This is a genomic window from Streptomyces pyxinicus (genome assembly GCF_024753135.1).
Classification (GTDB): Bacteria; Actinomycetota; Actinomycetes; order Streptomycetales; family Streptomycetaceae; genus Streptomyces; species Streptomyces pyxinicus.
On record NZ_JANUGP010000006.1, the window covers coordinates 138276 to 157090 of the forward strand.

The 18815-nt window shown below is 72.2% G+C and carries 15 protein-coding genes; 8 read left to right on the forward strand and 7 right to left on the reverse strand.

The features are described 5' to 3' along the window. The first annotated feature begins 58 nt into the window (after positions 1 to 58). From pheA to NX794_RS10535, 3 genes are all read left to right on the forward strand, one after another. On the forward strand, positions 59 to 991 hold the full coding sequence (gene pheA, locus NX794_RS10525) for a prephenate dehydratase (RefSeq protein ID WP_258778059.1): 933 nt from the start codon (positions 59 to 61) through the stop codon (positions 989 to 991). A gap of 530 nt (positions 992 to 1521) precedes the next feature. Then, positions 1522 to 2799: a serine--tRNA ligase gene (gene serS / locus NX794_RS10530; RefSeq protein WP_258778060.1), complete on the forward strand. Its 1278-nt coding sequence runs from the start codon at positions 1522 to 1524 to the stop codon at positions 2797 to 2799. Further along, positions 2796 to 3593: an HAD family hydrolase gene (locus NX794_RS10535; protein ID WP_258778061.1), complete on the forward strand. Its 798-nt coding sequence runs from the start codon at positions 2796 to 2798 to the stop codon at positions 3591 to 3593. The genes serS and NX794_RS10535 overlap by 4 nt, the downstream gene beginning before the upstream one ends. 36 nt (positions 3594 to 3629) lie before the next feature. On the opposite strand, the gene NX794_RS10540 is transcribed toward NX794_RS10535, so the two are convergent. The 5 genes from NX794_RS10540 to NX794_RS10560 all read right to left on the reverse strand — a co-directional run bounded on the left by NX794_RS10540 (position 3630) and on the right by NX794_RS10560 (position 7531). Further along, on the reverse strand, positions 3630 to 3872 hold the full coding sequence (locus NX794_RS10540; RefSeq protein ID WP_258778063.1) for an SGM_3592 family protein: 243 nt from the start codon (positions 3870 to 3872) through the stop codon (positions 3630 to 3632). A gap of 98 nt (positions 3873 to 3970) precedes the next feature. Continuing rightward, positions 3971 to 4690: an ABC transporter permease gene (locus NX794_RS10545; protein ID WP_258778064.1), complete on the reverse strand. Its 720-nt coding sequence runs from the start codon at positions 4688 to 4690 to the stop codon at positions 3971 to 3973. A gap of 10 nt (positions 4691 to 4700) precedes the next feature. After that, positions 4701 to 5612 carry an ABC transporter ATP-binding protein gene (locus NX794_RS10550; protein ID WP_258778065.1) on the reverse strand — a complete coding sequence of 304 codons (912 nt, stop codon included), beginning with the start codon at positions 5610 to 5612 and terminating at the stop codon, positions 4701 to 4703. Positions 5613 to 5664: 52 nt separating this feature from the next. Continuing rightward, positions 5665 to 6576 (reverse strand): ABC transporter permease, encoded by a 912-nt coding sequence (locus NX794_RS10555; protein WP_258778066.1) that lies wholly within the window; start codon positions 6574 to 6576, stop codon positions 5665 to 5667. Further along, positions 6566 to 7531, reverse strand: coding sequence for an ABC transporter ATP-binding protein (locus NX794_RS10560; RefSeq protein ID WP_258778250.1), 966 nt, complete (start codon positions 7529 to 7531; stop codon positions 6566 to 6568). The genes NX794_RS10555 and NX794_RS10560 overlap by 11 nt, the downstream gene beginning before the upstream one ends. Positions 7532 to 7778: 247 nt before the next feature. Here NX794_RS10560 and NX794_RS10565 point away from each other — a divergent pair, with 247 nt between their 5' ends. From NX794_RS10565 to NX794_RS10585, 5 genes are all read left to right on the forward strand, one after another. Further along, positions 7779 to 8621: a M24 family metallopeptidase gene (locus NX794_RS10565; protein ID WP_258778067.1), complete on the forward strand. Its 843-nt coding sequence runs from the start codon at positions 7779 to 7781 to the stop codon at positions 8619 to 8621. After that, positions 8618 to 10372 carry an SDR family oxidoreductase gene (locus NX794_RS10570; protein ID WP_258778068.1) on the forward strand — a complete coding sequence of 585 codons (1755 nt, stop codon included), beginning with the start codon at positions 8618 to 8620 and terminating at the stop codon, positions 10370 to 10372. The genes NX794_RS10565 and NX794_RS10570 overlap by 4 nt, the downstream gene beginning before the upstream one ends. A gap of 224 nt (positions 10373 to 10596) precedes the next feature. After that, the gene (locus NX794_RS10575) at positions 10597 to 11145 is read left to right on the forward strand and encodes an RNA 2'-phosphotransferase (RefSeq protein ID WP_258778069.1); all 549 of its coding nucleotides are present in this window, start codon (positions 10597 to 10599) and stop codon (positions 11143 to 11145) included. Between the two features lie 61 nt (positions 11146 to 11206). Beyond that, complete coding sequence (locus NX794_RS10580) at positions 11207 to 12109, forward strand: LLM class flavin-dependent oxidoreductase (protein WP_258778070.1); 903 nt, start codon at positions 11207 to 11209, stop codon at positions 12107 to 12109. 83 nt (positions 12110 to 12192) lie between these two features. Beyond that, complete coding sequence (locus NX794_RS10585; protein WP_258778071.1) at positions 12193 to 13086, forward strand: Cof-type HAD-IIB family hydrolase; 894 nt, start codon at positions 12193 to 12195, stop codon at positions 13084 to 13086. A 28-nt stretch (positions 13087 to 13114) separates the two neighbouring features. Here NX794_RS10585 and NX794_RS10590 read toward each other — a convergent pair whose 3' ends face one another. Next, on the reverse strand, positions 13115 to 14791 hold the full coding sequence (locus tag NX794_RS10590; RefSeq protein WP_258778072.1) for a sensor histidine kinase: 1677 nt from the start codon (positions 14789 to 14791) through the stop codon (positions 13115 to 13117). 60 nt (positions 14792 to 14851) lie between these two features. Next, on the reverse strand, positions 14852 to 18763 hold the full coding sequence (cydD, locus tag NX794_RS10595) for a thiol reductant ABC exporter subunit CydD (RefSeq protein WP_258778073.1): 3912 nt from the start codon (positions 18761 to 18763) through the stop codon (positions 14852 to 14854). Between the last annotated feature and the right edge of the window lie 52 nt (positions 18764 to 18815).

The window sequence follows — 18815 nt, forward strand, 5'->3', positions numbered from 1 at the left end:
GAGTGGATGTCGTGAGATGGATGCGCCCGGCGGCCGTGCCGCCATTAGGGTGAGGACCATGCCAGCGAGCTATGCGTATCTCGGTCCCGAGGGCACCTTCACGGAAGTCGCCCTGCGGACGCTCCCGGAGGCGGCCACCCGCGAGCTGATCCCGTACGTCTCGGTGCAGTCCGCGCTGGACGCGGTCCGGACCGGCGAGGCCGAGGCGGCGTTCGTCCCGATCGAGAACTCCGTCGAGGGCGGCATCACCACCACGCTGGACGAGCTGGTCGCCGGCGAGCCGCTGACGATCTACCGCGAGGTGCTGCTGTCGATCACCTTCGCGCTGCTGGTCCGGCCGGGCACCGCGCTGACCGACATCAAGACGGTGTCCGCGCACCCGGCGGCCCAGCCCCAGGTGCGCAACTGGCTCCGCAACCACCTCCCCGACGTGCACTGGGAGTCGGCCGCGTCCAACGCGGACGCCGCCCGGCTGGTCCAGGAGGGCCGCTACGACGCCGCCTTCGCCGGTGAGTTCGCCGCCGCCCGGTACGGCCTGGAGGCACTGGAGACCGGGATCCACGACGCGGAGAACGCGCAGACCCGGTTCGTGCTGGTCGGCCGCCCGGCCCGGCCCGCCGCGCCGACCGGTGCCGACAAGACCTCGGTGGTGCTGTGGCAGCGTGACGACCACCCCGGCGCCCTGCGCGATCTGCTCGGCGAGTTCGCCTCGCGCGGGATCAACCTGATGCTGCTGCAGTCCCGGCCGACCGGGGCCGGTATCGGCAATTACTGCTTCTGCATCGACGCCGAGGGCCATATCTCCGACCGGCGGATGGCGGAGACGCTGATGGGGCTGAAGCGGATCTGCCTCCAGGTGCGTTTCCTGGGGTCGTATCCGCGGGCCGATATCGCACCGGGCGAGGCGCGGCCGACCCCGGCGGGGACCTCGGACACGGAGTTCATGGCCGCCGCCGACTGGGTCGCCCGGTGCCAGGACGGCCGTTTCTAGCCGGTCGTATCGGCCGATCATCGTTATCCACAGAAGTTATCCACAGGCACCCTTCTCGACCTGGGGACAAGTCGACAAGCGAGCGCGACTCGGTCGACAAATCGGCCTACAGCCCCCAGACCGGGCCACCGTCCCCTGGGTCACCCTTCGTCCATCCGTTTCCTGTGGTTCATCTTTTGGGGCGACCCCTTTCCACCCGAAAGTGGGTGTCGGCGACGTTTGCCCAGGGAATTGTTCCGTTCGTCCCCGCCGTGTGGAGTGATCAATTCCGCGGTCCACAGATCTTCCCCACACCCTGTGGATAACTCGTCGCCGGGCCGGGATTCCTGTGGACAACCGACCCGCCAAGTCCCGTCTCGCACAAGGGAATCCGGTCAACCCGACGGCCGGGAGCTGCCCCGTCCCAGGGAATGAGACACTTTTCCTTGACACGCAAGGCAATTGCCGCATTACGGAACGTAAGCCGTGAATGCGGACGCGCCGGAATAGTGATTCGTGACCGGCAACCCCGCACCGGTAGCCTTGGCCCCGTGATTGACCTTCGCCTGCTCCGTGAGGACCCCGACCGTGTGCGCGCGTCCCAGCGCGCCCGTGGAGAGGACGTCGCGCTCGTCGACGCTCTCCTGTCTGCCGACGAGCGGCGCAGGTCCTCCGGCGTCCGCTTCGACGAACTGCGCGCCGAGCAGAAGCAGCTCGGGAAGCTGATCCCCAAGGCCTCCGCCGACGACAAGGCCGAGCTGCTCAAGCGTGCCGAGCAGTTGAAGGCCGACGTCAAGTCCGCCGACGCCGAGCGCGACGCGGCCGACGCCGAGACCCAGCAGCTCCTGCTCCGGCTCGGCAACCTCGTCCACCCCGACGTGCCCGTCGGCGGCGAGGAGGACTTCGTCCAGCTGGAGACGCACGGCACGATCCGCGACTTCGGTGCCGAGGGCTTCGTGCCCAAGGACCACCTGGAGCTGGGCCAGCTGCTGGGCGCCATCGACGTCGAGCGCGGCGCCAAGGTCTCCGGCTCCCGCTTCTACTTCCTCACCGGTGTCGGCGCCCTGCTGGAACTGGCCCTGGTGAACGCCGCGATCGCCCAGGCCAGCGCGGCCGGCTTCACGCCGATGCTGACCCCGGCGCTGGTCCGCCCGCAGTCCATGGCGGGCACCGGCTTCCTCGGCCAGGCCGCCCAGGACGTCTACCACCTCGACAAGGACGACCTGTACCTGGTCGGCACCTCCGAGGTCCCGCTCGCGGCCTACCACATGGACGAGATCATCGACGCCGACCGGCTGCCGCTGCGGTACGCGGGCTTCTCGCCCTGCTTCCGCCGCGAGGCCGGCTCGCACGGCAAGGACACCCGGGGCATCTTCCGCGTGCACCAGTTCGACAAGGTCGAGATGTTCTCGTACGTCGCCCCCGACGACTCCCAGGCCGAGCACCAGCGCCTGCTGGAGTGGGAGAAGCAGTGGCTGACCTCGCTGGAGCTGCCGTTCCGCGTGATCGACGTGGCCTCCGGTGACCTCGGCTCCTCGGCCGCCCGCAAGTACGACTGCGAGGCGTGGATCCCGACCCAGGGCAAGTACCGCGAGCTGACCTCGACCTCGGACTGCACCGAGTTCCAGTCGCGCCGGCTGTCCATCCGGGTCCGCGACGGCAAGCAGGTCAAGCCGCTCGCCACGCTGAACGGCACGCTGTGCGCCGTACCGCGCACCATCGTGGCGATCCTGGAGAACCACCAGCTGGCCGACGGTTCGGTCCGGGTGCCGGAGGTCCTGCGGCCGTATCTGGGCGGCCGGGAGGTCCTGGAGCCGGTGTCCCGGTGAGCTTCCCGTACGGGCTGGTCGCCACCGACCTCGACGGGACGCTGCTGCGCTCCGACGAGTCGATCTCCCCGCGGACCCGTGACGCGCTCGCCGCGGCCACCGCGGCGGGCGCGGCCCACATCGTCGTCACCGGCCGGGCCGTGCCCTGGACCCGGCACATCCTGGACGACCTCGGCTACGACGGCCTCGCCGTCTGCGGCCAGGGCGCGCAGGTGTACGACGCCGGCGCCCACCGCCTGCTGACCTCCGTGACCCTGGACCGGCAGCTGGCGGGGGTGGCCCTGGCCAAGATCGAGGCCGAGGTGGGCCCGCTCTACCTGGCGGCGAGCCGGGACGGCCTGGACGGCGAGGTGCTGGTCGGCCCCGGGTACGCGGTCGGCGGCCCGCTGCCCGCCACTCCGTTCACGGACGCGGCCGACCTCTGGTCCGCCCCGCTCAACAAGATCTACATCCAGCATCCGACGCTCGGTGACGACGAGCTGGCGGAGGCCGCCCGACAGGCCGCCGGCGGGTTCGTCTCGGTGGCGATGGCCGGCGCGGGCATCGTGGAACTGCTGCCGCTCGGCCTGTCCAAGGCCACCGGGCTCTCCCTCGCCGCGCGCCGGCTGGGCATGAAGGCCGCGGACACGATCGCCTTCGGCGACATGCCGAACGACATCCCGATGTTCGCGTGGGCCGCCCACGGTGTGGCCATGGCCGACGCCCACCCGGAACTCCGCGCGATCGCCGACGAGGTCACCCTCTCCCACGAGGAGGACGGCATCGCGGTCGTCCTGGAACGGCTGCTGGCGTAACGCGCCGCACCCGTCACCGGTCCACGGAGCGCGGCGCTAACCCCGACGCCATCTGCGCCGCCGGGCCCGGCTGAAGAACCAGCCGGCCGGCGGCTCGTCGGAGCGCCACGGCTCCGGCTCCGGCGCCTCTGTCCGCCACCGCGCGGCCAGCATCCTGGCCCGCGCCGACGGCTCGGAGACCCCGGCGGCGCGCACGAAGGCCTCGTCCAGGACGGTGTCGTCCCAGGCCTCGCCCCCGAAGCGCTCCGGCTCCTCGTGCCGCGGTGTTCCGTCAGCCATCCGTGGCCTCCCAGTCGTGCCCGGCCTCTCGGCCGTCCCTCCGCCTGCGCCCAGTGTGCCCGGACGCGGATGAAGTCCCCGTGAAGGCCTCCGGCGGTCTACTCCTCGCCCGCCAGCGTCAGCGACCGCAGCTTCTGCCCGGCGTACCAGGTGGCCAGGACGGTGACCGCGACCAGCAGCACCGTGGCCGTCGGCAGCCCGACCTCGGAGGTGACCAGATCACCGCCGGCCAGCTTGTGGGCAACGGCCAGCGACCACTGCTGGACGCTGAGCGTGCGCGCACCCGGCACCAGGGAGCCGAACAGCGCCTCCCACACCAGCGCGTAGACCAGTCCGAAGACCACCGCGTGCCGGGAGACGGTGCCCAGCAGCAGGAACAGCGCCGAGTAGGCGATGGAGGAGATCAGCGCGGCGACCGTGTAGGCGACGGCGATCTGCTGGCCGTTGCCGTTCAGGATCAGGCCCGCGATCAGGGTCGGCACCGCCGAGAAGACCATGGTCACGCCGATCGCGACGATCAGCTTGGTGAGGATGATCGTCGGCCGTTTGATCGGCTTGGACAGCAGGTAGACGACGGAGCCGTCGTCGATCTCCGGGCCGATCGCGCCCGTGCCCGCGATGACGCCGATGATCGGCACCATGGTGGCGAGCGCGAAGCCGCCGAGGACGTCGGCGGCCGTCTGGTCGTCGGCGCCGGTCAGGCCGCGTACGGCCACGGAGATCACGATCAGCAGCAGCGGCAGCGCGCCGAGGATGAGGGCCCGGCGACGGCCGAGCAGGGCTCGATAGGTGAGCCGGGCGACGGTGGGGTCGTACATCTTCGGCCTCCTACGCCGCGACCAGATAAGAGAAGACGGACTCCAGGGACTCGTCGGACGGCGAGACCGTGAGCAGCCGGATGCCGTGGTCGCGGGCGACCTTCGGCAGCAGGGCGGTGAAGCGGCCGAAGTCGACGGCCTGGACGCGCAGCGCGCCCTCGGTCCGGTCGACCTCGATCCCGGCCGTGGACGGGTCGGCGATCAGCGCCGCCGCGAGGGCGCGGTCGTCACTGGAGCGGACCAGGTAGCGGTGCGGGCGGTCGGTCATCAGGCGGCGGATCTTGCGGAAGTCGCCGCTGGCCGCGTGCCGTCCGGCGACGACGACCTCGATGTGCCGGGCGAGCTGCTCGACCTCTTCGAGGATGTGCGAGGAGAACAGCACCGTGCGGCCCTCGTCGCCCATCGTCCGCAGCAGGTCCATCAGTTGCATGCGCTGGCGCGGGTCCATGCCGTTGAACGGCTCGTCCAACAGGAGCAGCGAGGGGTCGTGCACCAGGGCGCTGGCCATCTTCACCCGCTGGCGCATGCCCTTGGAGTACGTGGCGATCTTCCGGTCCTGCGCGTACTCCATCTCCACGGTGGCGAGGGCGCGTTGGGCCGCCTTGGCACCGAGGCCGTGCAGTTCGGCGTTGGCGACGACGAATTCGCGGCCGGTGAGGAAGTCGTACATCGCCTCCCGCTCGGGGACGATGCCGATGTGCCGGTAGATGGCCTCGTTGCGCCAGACCGGCTGCCCGTCCAGGGTGACCGTGCCGGTGGAGGGCGCGAGGAAGCCACCCATCATGTTGATCAGGGTCGACTTTCCGGCGCCGTTGGGGCCGAGCAGGCCGGTGACGCCGGGGCCGATGGTCATGGTGATGTCGTTGACGGCGACCACGTTGCCGAACCAGCGGGAGACGTGGTCGATGGTGAGAGTGCTCACGGGCGCGGCCCATTCCTTGGCAGGGTGGTGGCGGACGTCGGGCGGGGCGTGGTCACAGGCCCACCTTCCGGTAGCGGCGGACCAGCAGGCCGTAGCAGGCGGCGATCAGGCCGAGGACGACGACGGCGTAGACCACTCCCTCGCCGGTGGACGGTCCGACCCCGCCGGGGAAGGCGGAGCTGCCGCCGAGGAAGGCGGACTGCACGCCGTCGATCAGCGTGACCGGCGAGAACAGGCCGATCCACGGGACGGCGCCGCTGCTGCCCTGGGTGTCGGCGATGGCCTGGAGGGTGGAGACCGCGCCGTAGGAGATGGTCATCACGGCGATCACGGCGGCGATGCCGAAGCCGCGGCGCGGGGTGACGGCGGCGATGACCAGGCCGAGGCCGGCGAAGAGCAGCGAGAGCAGGGCCACGGAGACCAGTCCCTGGGCGAACTCCTTCGTCTGGTGGGCGAAGCCCATCTTGGCGAGCAGCGCGCCCACGTACAGCACCAGCAGCGGGACGCCGGTGAGCAGGAACAGGGCGGAGGCGAGCGCGGCGAACTTGGCGCGGGCGTAGTCGGCCGTCTCGATGGGCCGCGAGAAGTACAGCGGCACCGTCTTGAAGCGCAGGTCGCGGGAGACGGACTGGGGTGCCTGCGAGGCGAGGAACAGGCTGATGACGGCCTGCATGATGATCGCGTACCGGGTGTAGTGCACCGGCAGTTCGTGCGCCTTGGTGGCGACGGCGACGGCCACCATGATGGCGGCGGGCACGCACATCACCGCGAACAGCAGCATCGGCAGCACCTTGGACTTGGCCGAGCGGCCGAGGCCGTAGGAGCCGCGCAGGGACTGCGAGTACAGCGAGCGGCGGGCGTAGGCGCGGCCGAGACGGGGGCCGTCGTAGCCGCGGTAGCCGATGTCGTGGATGCGGGACTGGTCGGCGCCGGCCATCACCGGCGTGGGCTGTTCAGCCGCCATGGCCGACGGCCTCCTTCCGCTGCTCGTCGCTGCTGGTGAACACCTCGGAGATGTGGTGCCGGCGCTGCTCCATGCGCACCAGGCCGAGGCCGAGGTCGGCCACCACGTCCCGGACCAGGTCGTAGGTCTCGTCGCCCGTGGCGGTCAGCAGCAGGATGTGTCCGGCGCCGGGCAGACCGCCCGCCTCGGCGTGGGTGTCGAGCCCGCGCGCGCGGAGCGCCTCGCGGACCGCGCGGGTGCCGTCGGGGTGGGTGTCGCTGTCGGTGACCTCGATCGCGAGGGTCGTCGTGTTCTGCGTGAAGTCGGTGGTGGAGCTGGAGCGCAGCAGCTTGCCGCCGTCGACGACGACGACGTGGTCGCAGGTGCGCTCCAGCTCGCCGAGCAGGTGGGAGGTGACCAGGACGGAGATGCCGAAGTCGGTGTGGACGCGGCGGATCAGGCCGAGCATCTCGTCGCGGCCGACCGGGTCGAGGCCGTTGGTCGGCTCGTCGAGGAAGACCAGCTTCGGGTCGTGCACCAGGGCCTGGGCCAGCTTCACGCGCTGCTTCATGCCGGTGGAGTAGCCCCCGATGGGGCGGTAGCGCTCCTCGTACAGACCGACGTGGCGCAGGGTGTCCGCGGTGCGCTCGCGGGCGGCGGCCGGCGGCAGCCCGGACATGCGGGCCATGTGCACGACGAACTCGGTGGCCGAGACGTCGGGCGGCAGGCAGTCGTGCTCCGGCATGTACCCCACGCGCTCGCGGATGGCGGCGCCCTTGGTGGCGACGTCGAGGCCGAGCACCTCGGCGCGGCCCTCCGTGGCGGGGGACAGACCCAGCAGGATCTTGATCAGGGTGGACTTGCCGGCGCCGTTGGCTCCGACCAGTCCCGTCACACCGGGTCCGATGTCCACGGACAGCCGGTCGAGAGCGGTCACCCGGGGGAACCGCTTGCTCAGGCTTTCGGTCGCGATCACAGTCACGGGTACGACGGTAGTGATCCGGACCACGCCCGTCGTCAGACCTCAGAGCCGTCTTCGCATCAGTCCCAGGTATTACGGGGCCTTAAGGGTCACTCCCCGTAAGGAGTCACCGCGAGTTGTCCACAGCCCGCGACCCGCCTATTGACGCCACCTCTAACAACTGCCACATTCACCGGTGTCAAGTTACGGACGCGTACCGCAGTCGGCGCGAGAGGCCGGCGGCACGACGGGACGGGGCGGCATGACGACGGCAGTGGGCAGCGAACTCTCCGTGGAATGGGCGGGGTTCAGGCGGGTGCAGCGCCTCGCCTACGAGTGCGCGGAGGCGGTCGCGGCACGGCTGGAGCCGGGCGTGACCGAGCGCGAGGCGGCACGGATGCAGCGCGCCTGGCTGCGCGAGCGCGGGGTGCGGGACTGGTTCCACCTGCCCTTCGCCTGGTTCGGGGACCGCACGGCGTTCACGGGCTTCCGCGTCCCCCTGCAGTTCTTCCCGACCGACCGTGCCCTGGAGCCCGGGATGCCGTTCATCCTGGACATGGCCCCGGTGTACGAGGGATACACGGCGGACATCGGCTACTCGGGCTCGCTCGGCGTGAACCCGGTGCAGGACCGGCTGCTGGCCGACCTGGAGGCGCACCGGGAGCTGATCCTGCGCGAGGTGCGCGAGCGGCGCCCGCTGCGGGAGATCTACGAGGACGTGGACCGGCTCATGGTCCGCCAGGGCTACGCCAACCGGCACCGCGCCTATCCCTTCGGCGTCATCGCCCACAAGGTGGACCGGGTGAAGCAGCGCCGCTGGTCACCGCACCTCTTCGGGTTCGGCACGCAGTCCCTGAAGGGCTTGGCCGCCGACGCGCTGCACGGCCACCGCGAGGGCTGGTCGCCGCTGTGGTCGCCGTACCGCTTCTCGGACCACCCGCCGCGGCCGGGCCTGTGGGCGGTCGAACCCCACCTCGGCTTCCGCGGCACGGGCGCGAAGTTCGAGGAGATCCTCGTGGTCACCGACTCCCGGGACCCCGGGGAGAGCGCGTTCTGGCTGGACGACGATCTGCCGCACGTGCGGCGCTGGGCGGAGGACAAGTGACCCTGGAAGGTGCGCGCGAGCGCTTCGTCAGGACCGGCGGCATCGAGCTGTGCGTGGCCGAGCTGGGCGACCCGGAGCAGCCGACGGTGGTGCTGGTGCACGGCTACCCGGACAGCAAGGAGGTGTGGTCCGAGGTCGCCGCGCGCCTGGCGGACCGCTTCCACGTGGTCCTCTACGACGTCCGCGGCCACGGCCGCTCCACGGCGCCCGCACCACTGCGCGGCGGCTTCACGCTCGCCAAGCTCACGGACGACTTCCTGGCCGTCGTGGACGCGGTCAGCCCGGACCGCCCGGTGCACCTGGTCGGCCACGACTGGGGATCGGTGCAGTCCTGGGAGTTCGTCACGACGGGCCGCGCGGAGGGCCGTATCGCCTCCTTCACCTCGATCTCCGGGCCGTCCCTGGACCACTTCGGCCACTGGATCGACGCGCGCGTGAAGCGTCCGACCCCGCGCCGGGTGGGTCAACTGCTCGGCCAGGGCGCCAAGTCCTGGTACGTGTACCTGCTGCACACGCCCGCCCTGCCCGAGCTGGCCTGGCGCGGCCCGCTCGGCAAGCGCTGGCCGGGGATCCTGAAGCGGGTCGAGAAGGTGCCCGGCGGCGACTACCCGACCGCCTCCCTGCGCTCCGACGCCGCGCACGGCGCCTGGCTGTACCGGGACAACGTCCGCGCCCGGCTGCGCCGGCCCCGCCCCGACGCGTACGCGCACGCGCCGGTGCAGCTCATCACGCCCGAGGGCGACGCGTTCCTCTCCGAGCGGCTCTACGACGACCTGGACCGCTGGGTGCCGCGGCTCACCCGGCGCACCATCCCGGCCAAGCACTGGGTACCGCGCACCCGGCCCGACCGACTGAGCGCCTGGATCGAGGAGTTCGTCAGGTCCGTGGAAGGCGGCCGGCCCGGCCCGCAGGCCACCGGCCGCCATGCCGAGTGGTTCGGCGGGCAGTTGGTGCTGATCACCGGCGCGGGCAGCGGGATCGGCCGGGCGACGGCGTTCGCGTTCGCGGAGGCGGGCGCGCGCGTGATCGCCGTCGACCGCGACGCGGAAGCCGCCGCGCGCACCGCCGAGTTGTCCCGGCTGGCCGGCGCGCCGCAGGCGTGGGCCGAGACGGCCGACGTCTCCGACGAGCAGGCCATGGAGAAGCTCGCCGAGCGGGTCCACCGCGAGTACGGCGTGCTGGACGTGCTGGTCAACAACGCCGGCATCGGCCTCTCGGGCTCCTTCTTCGCCACCACCAGCGAGGATTGGCGCAAGGTCCTGGACGTCAACCTCTGGGGTGTCATCCACGGCTGCCGGCTCTTCGGCGCGCGGATGGCCGAGCGGGGGCAGGGCGGCCACATCGTCAACATCGCCTCGGCGGCGGCCTTCCAGCCCTCCCGTGCCCTGCCCGCCTACAGCACCTCCAAGGCCGCGGTCCTGATGCTCTCCGAGTGCCTGCGCGCCGAACTGGCCGCGCGATCCATCGGGGTTACGGCGATCTGCCCCGGCATCGTCAACACGAACATCACCTCCACGGCACGCTTCGCGGGTGCCGACGAGGCGGAGGAGAAGCGCCGCCAGAAGAACTCCGCCCGCCTGTACGGACTGCGCAACTACCCGCCGGAGAAGGTGGCGACGGCCGTCCTGGACGCCGTGGTGCGCGACAAGGCGGTGGTCCCGGTGACTCCCGAGGCACGTGGTGCGCACCTCATGTCCCGTTTCCTGCCGGGTGCGTTGCGGCGGATCGCACGAGTGGAGCCGAAACTGTGAGGGAGTTCGCCTTGACCACACGCCATCTGCGCGAACGCCTTTGCTGAGGCGCGTCGTTGCATCATTCTGACTTGTACGCACAGGACTTGACGAACGGGGTGAATATCTCGGTCACTTGTCCACAGTTTCTCCAATTCACCTGTGGATAAATGCACTTGGCTGTGGACCAAACCTCATAGCGAAAAAGAACTGCGTGATCCGCGTCTCTGCCGCACTCTGGGCCCATGGACGAAAGACGCAGCGTCTCGGTGTCGAAGTACCTCTCCCGACACCTGCGCCACCAGCCGGAGCGCATCGGTCTCACGCTCGACCCCGGCGGCTGGGCGGCGATCGACACGCTGATCGCCGCGGCCGCCGCCCACGGCTTCCGGTTCACCCGCGAGGAGCTGGACCACGTGGTGGCCGCCAACGACAAACAGCGCTTCGTGATCGAGGACGGGCGGATCCGCGCCGGCCAGGGCCACAGCGTCGAGGTCGACCTCGGCCTGCCGCCGGCGACCCCGCCGCCGCACCTCTACCACGGCACCGTGGCCCGGAACCTGGACGCGATCCGGGCCGAGGGCCTGAAGCCGATGAGCCGCCACGACGTCCACCTGTCCGCCGACCGCGAGACCGCCACCCGCGTCGGTGCCCGCCGCGGCCGCCCCCTGGTGCTCACTGTCGACGCCGGCGCCATGCACCGGGACGGCCACGTCTTCCACGTCAGCGCCAACGGGGTCTGGCTGACCAAGGCGGTGCCACCCCGCTACCTCTGCCTCCCCGACGCCCGCTGACTCCCCGTATCGCCGAGAAGCCGTTGGCCCGCCCTCAGCCGGGCCGCTTACGCTCGGACCCATGAGTCTGCGTCTGAGCACCGTGATCCTGCCGTACCGCCGCTGGGCCGAAGGCGGCCGTTCGACCTGGACCCGGGCGGAGGACCTCGGCTTCCACACCGCGTACACCTACGACCACCTGTCCTGGCGCAGCTTCCGCGACGGGCCGTGGTTCGGCGCGCTCCCGACCCTGACCGCCGCCGCTGTCGTCACCGAGCGACTGCGGCTCGGCACGCTGGTCACCTCGCCGAACTTCCGGCACCCGGTGACGCTCGCCAAGGAGCTGATCTCCCTCGACGACCTGTCCGGCGGCCGGATCACCCTGGGCATCGGCGCGGGCGGCACCGGCTTCGACGCGACCGCCCTCGGCCAGGAGCCGTGGAGCCCGCGGGAGCGCGCCGACCGGTTCGCCGAGTTCGTCCCGCTGCTCGACCGGCTGCTCACCGAGGACGCCGTGACGCACGAGGGCCGCTTCTACTCTGCGGTGGAGGCGCGGAACATACCCGGCTGCGTGCAGCGGCCCCGGCTGCCGTTCGCGGTGGCGGCCACCGGTCCGCGCGGCCTCGCGCTCGCCGCGCGACACGGGCAGGCGTGGGTGACCACCGGCGACCCGAAGCTGTACGAGACGGGCACGCCGGAGCAGTCCGTCGAGGCGCTGCGCGGGCAGCTCGGCAAGCTGGCCGAGGCGTGCGCGGCGGCCGGCCGGGACGTGGCGGAGCTGGACAAGGTCCTGCTCACCGGCTTCACCCCGGACCGCACCCGACCGCTGCGGTCCCTGGACGCGTTCGTGGACTTCGCCGGCCGCCATCGCGAGCTGGGCTTCACCGAGATCGTGGTGCACTGGCCCATCCCGGACACCGACTTCGACGCCGACCAGAAGGTCTTCGAGCGGATCGCCATGGAGGCCCCCGCCCAGCTCGGCTGACGCGTCGGATTCCGGCCGCTCGGTGCCGGCGCGGAGTCGTCTGTGTCTCATCTGTGCGCACTCCCGCACGCACGTGCTGGCATATGCGTGACAATGGCCCGGTGACCTCAGCGACCAGACAGCCCGGGACCCCAGCCGCCGCCACCCCCGCGCGGCTGATCGCCACCGACCTCGACGGCACGTTGCTGCGTGACGACAGTTCGGTCTCCCCGCGTACGGTCGCCGCCCTCGCCGCCGCCGAGGAGGCCGGCATCGAGGTCTTCTTCGTCACCGGCCGCCCGGCCCGCTGGATGGACGTGGTCAGCGAGCACGTCCACGGCCACGGCCTGGCGATCTGCGGCAACGGCGCCGCCGTGGTCGACCTGCACGGCGGCCCCGGCGCCCACCGCTTCGTGAAGGTGCGCGACCTGGACCGCGACAGCGCCCTGGCGGCCGTACGGCTGCTGCGCGACGCGGCGCCCGGCACGGTGTTCGCGGTCGAGCAGACGTACGGCTTCCACCAGGAGCCGGACTATCCCAAGCTGCACATGGAGCGGCCGGACAACCTGCTGCCCGCCGAGCGCCTCCTCGCTCCCGACGGCCCGGACGCCGACCAGCCGGTGCTCAAGATCCTCGCCTACCACCCGTCCCTGGACCCCGACGCCTTCCTCACCCTGGCCCGGCTGTCCGTCGGCGACCACGCCAACGTCACCCGCTCCAGCCCCAGCGCCCTGCTGGAACTCAGCGGATTCGGCGTCTCCAAGGCCAGCACCCTGGCCCTGTGCTGCGCCGAGCGCGGCATCTCGCACGAGCAGGTCGTGGCCTTCGGCGACATGCCCAACGACGTCGAGATGCTGACCTGGGCCGGCCGGTCCTACGCGATGGGCAACGCCCACCCCGACGTCATCGCCGCCGCGTCCGGCCGTACGGTCGCCAACAACGACGACGGCGTGGCCGTCGTGATCGAACAGCTCCTCACCGACCGCTCCGTGCTCTAGACCAGGCGCCGGCCCGGCCGGTCCTGGCTCAGTACGGCGCCTCCCACACCACCGTCGTCCCGCCGCCGTTCTCGCCGACGCCGGGTTCCAGCCGGCTCGCCCCGCCGAGGGACTCGGCCCGGCGCGCGAGGTTGCGCAGGCCGCTGCGCCGGCCGCCCTCGGCGATGCCGACACCGTCGTCCGCGACGGTCAGCCGCACCCCCGGCAGCCCGTCGGCAAGGGTGACGGTCGCGTCGACCACGACCTCGATACGCGTGGCCCCGGCATGCCGGAAGGCGTTGGACAGCGCCTCCCGCAGCGCCGCGATCAGGTTCTTCCCGGTCAGGTCGCCGACGGCGGTGTCCACCGGGCCGGTGAAGCGGTGCGCGGGCTTGAACCCGAGCGGCACCGCGGCCGTGTTGATCTCCCGCAGCACCCGCGTGCGCAGCCCCGACGGCGGCTGGGCGGGCCCCTGCTGCAGCGCGAAGATCGCGGTACGGATCTCCTGGATGGTCACGTCCAGCTCGTCCACCGCCTTGCCGACGCCTTCGCGCACCTCGGGCACCACCGACCGGTGCTGGGCGCCCTCCAGCATCAGTCCCGTCGCGAACAGCCGCTGGATGACCACGTCGTGCAGGTCGCGGGCGATCCGGTCACGGTCCTCGAACACCGCGAGCCGTTCGCGGTCGCGCTGGGTCTCCGCCATGATCAGCGCGAGCGCCGCCTGTGCGGCGAACCGCACCGCCAGCGTCCGCTCGGCCCGGGTGAACGCCGGGGCGCCGGGCGCCCGAGGGGTGACCAGCGTGCCCAGGAACCGGCCGTCACTCTGCAGGGGCACCATCATCGTCGGCCCGTAGCGGCTCGCGTACGCGGTCAGCATCCGGGAGTCGGTGGCCGCGTCCATAACGAAAACGGCCTGCCCGTCGAGGAGTTCGGCGACGATCTGGCTCTCCGGCGGGACGACCGCGCCCAGCAGGCCGGTCGGCAGGTCGGAGGCCACCGCGACGACCTCAAGACCGCCCTCGTCGGCGGGCAGCAGGACGATCCCGGCCGCCGCCCCGGACAGCCGGCGGGCCTGCTCCGCGACCACCTGAAGGGCGTCGTCGGCGTCGCCGCCCGACAACAGCGCCGTGGTGACGGCCACGGATCCGTCGATCCAGCGCTCTCGCTGCCTGGCCGCCTCGTACAACCGGGCGTTGCCGATCGCGATGCCCGCCTCGGTGGCCAGCACCCGGACCAGGGCCAGATCGTCGCTGTCGAAGGGGTCGTCCCCGCGTTTCCCGGCCAGATAGAGGTTGCCGAAGATCTCGCCCTGCACCCGGATGGGGACGCCGAGGAAGCCGCGCATCGGCGGATGGTGCTCGGGGAGACCGCAGGAGCGCGGGTCCTCGCCCAGATCCTCCAGCATGACCGGTTCCGGTTCCCTGATGAGCGCGCCGAGCAGCCCTCTGCGGCCGTCCGGGAGCCGGCCGATACGGCGGGCGGTCGCCGCGTCCACGCCGTGGAAGACGAACTCGGCGAGCCCGTCGCCCTCCTCGGCGACCACCCCGATCGCCGCGTACCGGGCCCCGGCCAGGTCGGCGGCCGTCTCGCAGATCCGGTCCAGCGTGGAGCGCAGCTCAAGACCGCTGCCCACGGACCGCATGGCCGCCAGCAACTGCGGCATGCGCGGCCCGGGGCCGGCCGCCGAGGAGTCGGAGGAGCCGGAAGGGGGAGCGACGCTCATGCGACGAGACTAATTAGTCGCTTTTGCCCGAGAAAATCGAGCGCCGTCACCGGCTGCCGCTCACCGCGCCCCCACGAGCGACTCGGCCTCCGCCTCCCGCAGCGCCAGCTCCCGCAGCGGCCCGTCCACCTCGACCAGCGCGGCGTACGGCCCCCGCTGGACGACACGGCCCGCGTCGAGCACGACCACCTCGTCGACCGCGTCCAGGCCGGCCAGCCGGTGGGTGATCAGCAGTGTCGTACGGCCCTCCGTGGCGGCCAGCAGATCCGCGGTCAGCGCGTCGGCCGTCGCCAGGTCCAGATGCTCGGCGGGTTCGTCCAGCACCAGGACCGGGAAGTCCGCCAGCAGCGCCCGGGCCAGCGCCAGCCGCTGCCGCTGGCCCCCGGAGAGCCGGGCACCGTGCTCGCCCACGAACGTGTCCAGCCCGTCCGGCAGCTCCGCCACCCAGTCCAGCAGCCGGGCCCGGGCCAGCACGTCGCGCAGCTCGGACTCGGTGGCGTCCTTCCGGGCCAGCAGCAGGTTCTCGCGCACCGAGCTGTCGAAGAGGTGCGCGTCCTGCGCGCACAGCCCGACCAGCCGCCGTACGTCGTCCCCGTCCAGCGCGTACGCGTCCACCCCGGCGAGTGTGTACGAGCCCGCGCTCGGGTCGAGGAAGCGCAGCAGCACCTGGGCGAGGGTCGTCTTGCCGGAGCCGGACGCCCCGACGACGGCGATCCGGCGCCCCTGCTCCAGGGTGAGCGCGAAGCCGGCCAGCGCGTCACGCCGCTGTCCCTCGTAGCGGGCGGTCAGCTGCCGGATCTCCAGCGGGAACGGCGTTACAGGCGCCTGCCGGGGCCGCTCGGGTTCGGACACCGGTTCCGGGGCGTCCAGCACCTCGTACACGCGCTCGGCGCTCCGCCGCACCCGCTGCCGGTACCGCACGGCGAGCGGCAGTCCCAGTACGGCCTCGAAGGCGGCCAGCGGAGTGAGGACGACCACGGCCATCGTCACGCCGTCGAGCCGGCCCGCGGCCACCGCCTGGGCGCCGCACAGCGCGGCGGCCGTGACGGTCAGACCGGAGATCAGCGCGGTGAGCCCGTCACCGAGCGCGGTGACGGTGGCGGCGCGGGAGGCGATGCGGGTGAGGGTGCCGTCGGCGCGCCGGGCGGCGTCCGCCCGGGCCGGCAGGGCACCGGCGACGGCCAGTTCGGCGGTGCCGGTGAGCAGGTCGGTCACCCGGGTCGCGAGCGCGCCCCGGGCGGGCGCCAGACGCCGCTCAGTCTTCCGGGCCGCGGTCGCGGCCACCAGCGGGACACCGACGCCGGCCGCCAGCAGCCCGGCCGCGAGCACGGCCCCGGCCTCGGGCAGCAACCAGGCCGTGAAGCCGACGGAGGCGACGGAGACGGTCACGGCGACCCCGGCGGGCAGCAGCCAGCGCAGCCAGTAGTCCTGCAGCGCGTCCACGTCCGCGACCAGCCGGGTGAGCAGGTCACCCCGGCGAGCGGCACGCAGTCCGGCGGGCGCGAGCCGCTCCAGCCGGCGGTAGACCGCGACCCGGGTGTCGGCCAGCATCCGCAGCACGGCGTCGTGCGACACCAGCCGCTCGGCATACCGGAACACGGCCCGCCCGATCCCGAACGCCCGCGTGGCCGTGACGGCCACCATGAGATACAGCACGGGCGGCTGCTGAGAGGCCCGGGAAATGAGCCACCCCGAGGTCGCCATCAACCCCACGGCACTACCGAGCGCCAGGCTCCCGAGCAGCAGAGCCAACCCGACCCGCCCGACCCGCGCACCGGCCAGCCCTCGAACCCGCCGCAACACCTTGGGGCGGCCGACGCCGGCCCGCCGCACCGGCCCTTCCACGTCCCCGGGGGCGGTCGACCCACCCAACCCGCCCAGGCCATCGGCACCTCCGACCCGCGCTTGGGTACCGAGTCCGGCCGTCCGGTCCTGACCCTTCAGCCCGCCGGACCGAGCACCCTCGCCCTCGCCTGCCGGCCCACCGAGCCCGACCAAGGGCACCTGCCCCGCCGGGCCTCCGAGCCGAACACCGTCAGCCTCACCATCCACCCCGTCCAGCCCACCGAGCCCGAGAAGCGGCGACCGACCGCCCGGCCCACCGAGCCGGACCGCCGGCGGCTGACCATCCGCCGCACCAGGCCAGGCAACGTCAAGCTCACTGTCCAGCCCCTCAGGTCCGACCGCGGGAGAGCGACCACCGTGCCCACCGAGCCGAGCACCCGCAACCTCGCCATCCTGCCCGCCGAGCCCGAACGCCCGAGGCCCGCTTTCCAGCCCACCGAGTCGGGGGTCCAGGGGGCGGAGCGCCCTGGCGGGGCGAGGGTCTGCCGGGCAACTGTCGGGCTCCCCCAGCCGGACCACCCTGTCGGCAACCTCCAGCAGGGCCGGCCGGTGGACGACCATCAGTACCGTCCGCCCCACGGCCAGCCTGCGCACCGCGGCGACGACCTCCCCCTCGGTCACCCCGTCCAACGCCGCCGTCGGCTCGTCGAGCAACAACACCGGCCGGTCCGCGAGAAACGCCCGCGCCAGAGCGAGCCGCTGCCGCTGCCCCGCCGACAGCCCGGCACCGTCCTCCCCGAGTACCGTGTCGGCCCCGTCCGGCAGCGCGTCCACGAACTCCAGCGCCCCCGCGTCCCGAAGCGCCCGGCGCACGGCCGCGTCGTCAGCGCCGGGACGAGCCAGCCGTACGTTCTCCGCGACGCTCCCGGCGTAGAGATGCGGCCGCTGCGGCACCCACGCGACCCGCGCCCGCCACTCCTCCAGATCGAGCCCGGCGAGATCGGCACCGCCGATCCGCACCCGCCCCGAGACCGGCCGCACGAACCCCAGCAGCGCGTTCAGCAGCGTCGACTTGCCCACCCCGCTGGGCCCGACCAGCGCCACGGTCTCACCGGGTTCGACACAGAAGGACACGCCGGTCACCGCATCACCCGACCGCCCGGGATACCGGACAGTGACCCCGTCGAAGGCCACCGCCCCCGCCGGCACCGCGCCGGTGCCGGACGCCGGCACCGGAGTCTCCAGCACGGTGAAGATCTCCTCCGCCGCGGCCAGTCCCTCCGCCGCCGCGTGATACTGCGCCCCCACCTGCCGCAACGGCAGATACGCCTCCGGTGCCAGCACTAGGATCACCAGACCGATGTAGAGGTCCATGTTCCCGTGCACCAGCCGCATGCCGATCGTCACGGCGACCAGCGCGACCGACAGCGTGGCCAGCAGCTCCAGTGCGAAGGAGGAGAGGAAGGCGATCCGCAGGGTCCGCATGGTGGCCTGCCGGTACTCGCCGGTGATCCGCCGGATGGACTCGGCCTGCGCCTTGGCCCGGCCGAACACCTTCAGCGTGGGCAGGCCGGCGACGACATCCAGGAAGTGACCGGACAGCCGCGACAGCAACCGCCACTGACGGTCCATCCTGGACTGGGTCGCCCAGCCGATCAGCATCATGAAGAGCGGAATGAGCGGCAGTGTCCCGACGATGATCGCCGCCGACACCCAGTCCTCGGTGACGATCCGTGCCAGCACGGCCACCGGGACGACCACCGCGAGACCGAGCTGAGGGAGATATCGCGAGAAGTAGTCGTCGAGCGCGTCCACGCCCCGCGTGGCGAGGGTGACCAGCGATCCCGTCCGCTGCCCGCTCAGCCACCCGGGCCCGAGCGCCGCCGTCCGCTCCAGAAGCCGCCCCCGCAGCTCCGACTTCACCGCCGCGCTCGCCCGGTGGGCGGCGAGTTCCGTGAACCAGGCGACGACCGCCCGGCCCACGGCGACGGCCGCCAGCAACACCAGGGGAGCACGCAGCTCGGTCACCGACTGCCCATGCTGGAACGCGCCGACGACGATCTCGGCGATGAGCATCGCCTGAGCGATGACCAGCCCGGCGCCGAAGACACCCAGCCCGACGACCGCCACCAGGAAGAACCGGGTGGAACGGGCGTACCGCAGAAGACGTGGATCGATCGGTTTCACGTGAAACAGTCCCCTTGGGATCCAGAGGGCGTGTTTCACGTGAAACACGCCC

Excerpts from the sequence above, each read along its gene's own strand:
- NX794_RS10545 (WP_258778064.1), bottom strand. The coding sequence starts at position 4,690 with ATGTACGACCCCACCGTCGCCCGGCTCACCTATCGAGCCCTGCTCGGC.
- NX794_RS10540 (WP_258778063.1), bottom strand. The coding sequence starts at position 3,872 with ATGGCTGACGGAACACCGCGGCACGAGGAGCCGGAGCGCTTCGGGGGC.
- NX794_RS10555 (WP_258778066.1), bottom strand. The coding sequence starts at position 6,576 with ATGGCGGCTGAACAGCCCACGCCGGTGATGGCCGGCGCCGACCAGTCC.
- pheA (WP_258778059.1), top strand. The coding sequence starts at position 59 with ATGCCAGCGAGCTATGCGTATCTCGGTCCCGAGGGCACCTTCACGGAA.
- NX794_RS10580 (WP_258778070.1), top strand. The coding sequence starts at position 11,207 with ATGAGTCTGCGTCTGAGCACCGTGATCCTGCCGTACCGCCGCTGGGCC.
- NX794_RS10590 (WP_258778072.1), bottom strand. The coding sequence starts at position 14,791 with ATGAGCGTCGCTCCCCCTTCCGGCTCCTCCGACTCCTCGGCGGCCGGC.
- NX794_RS10565 (WP_258778067.1), top strand. The coding sequence starts at position 7,779 with ATGACGACGGCAGTGGGCAGCGAACTCTCCGTGGAATGGGCGGGGTTC.
- NX794_RS10585 (WP_258778071.1), top strand. The coding sequence starts at position 12,193 with ATGCGTGACAATGGCCCGGTGACCTCAGCGACCAGACAGCCCGGGACC.
- NX794_RS10575 (WP_258778069.1), top strand. The coding sequence starts at position 10,597 with ATGGACGAAAGACGCAGCGTCTCGGTGTCGAAGTACCTCTCCCGACAC.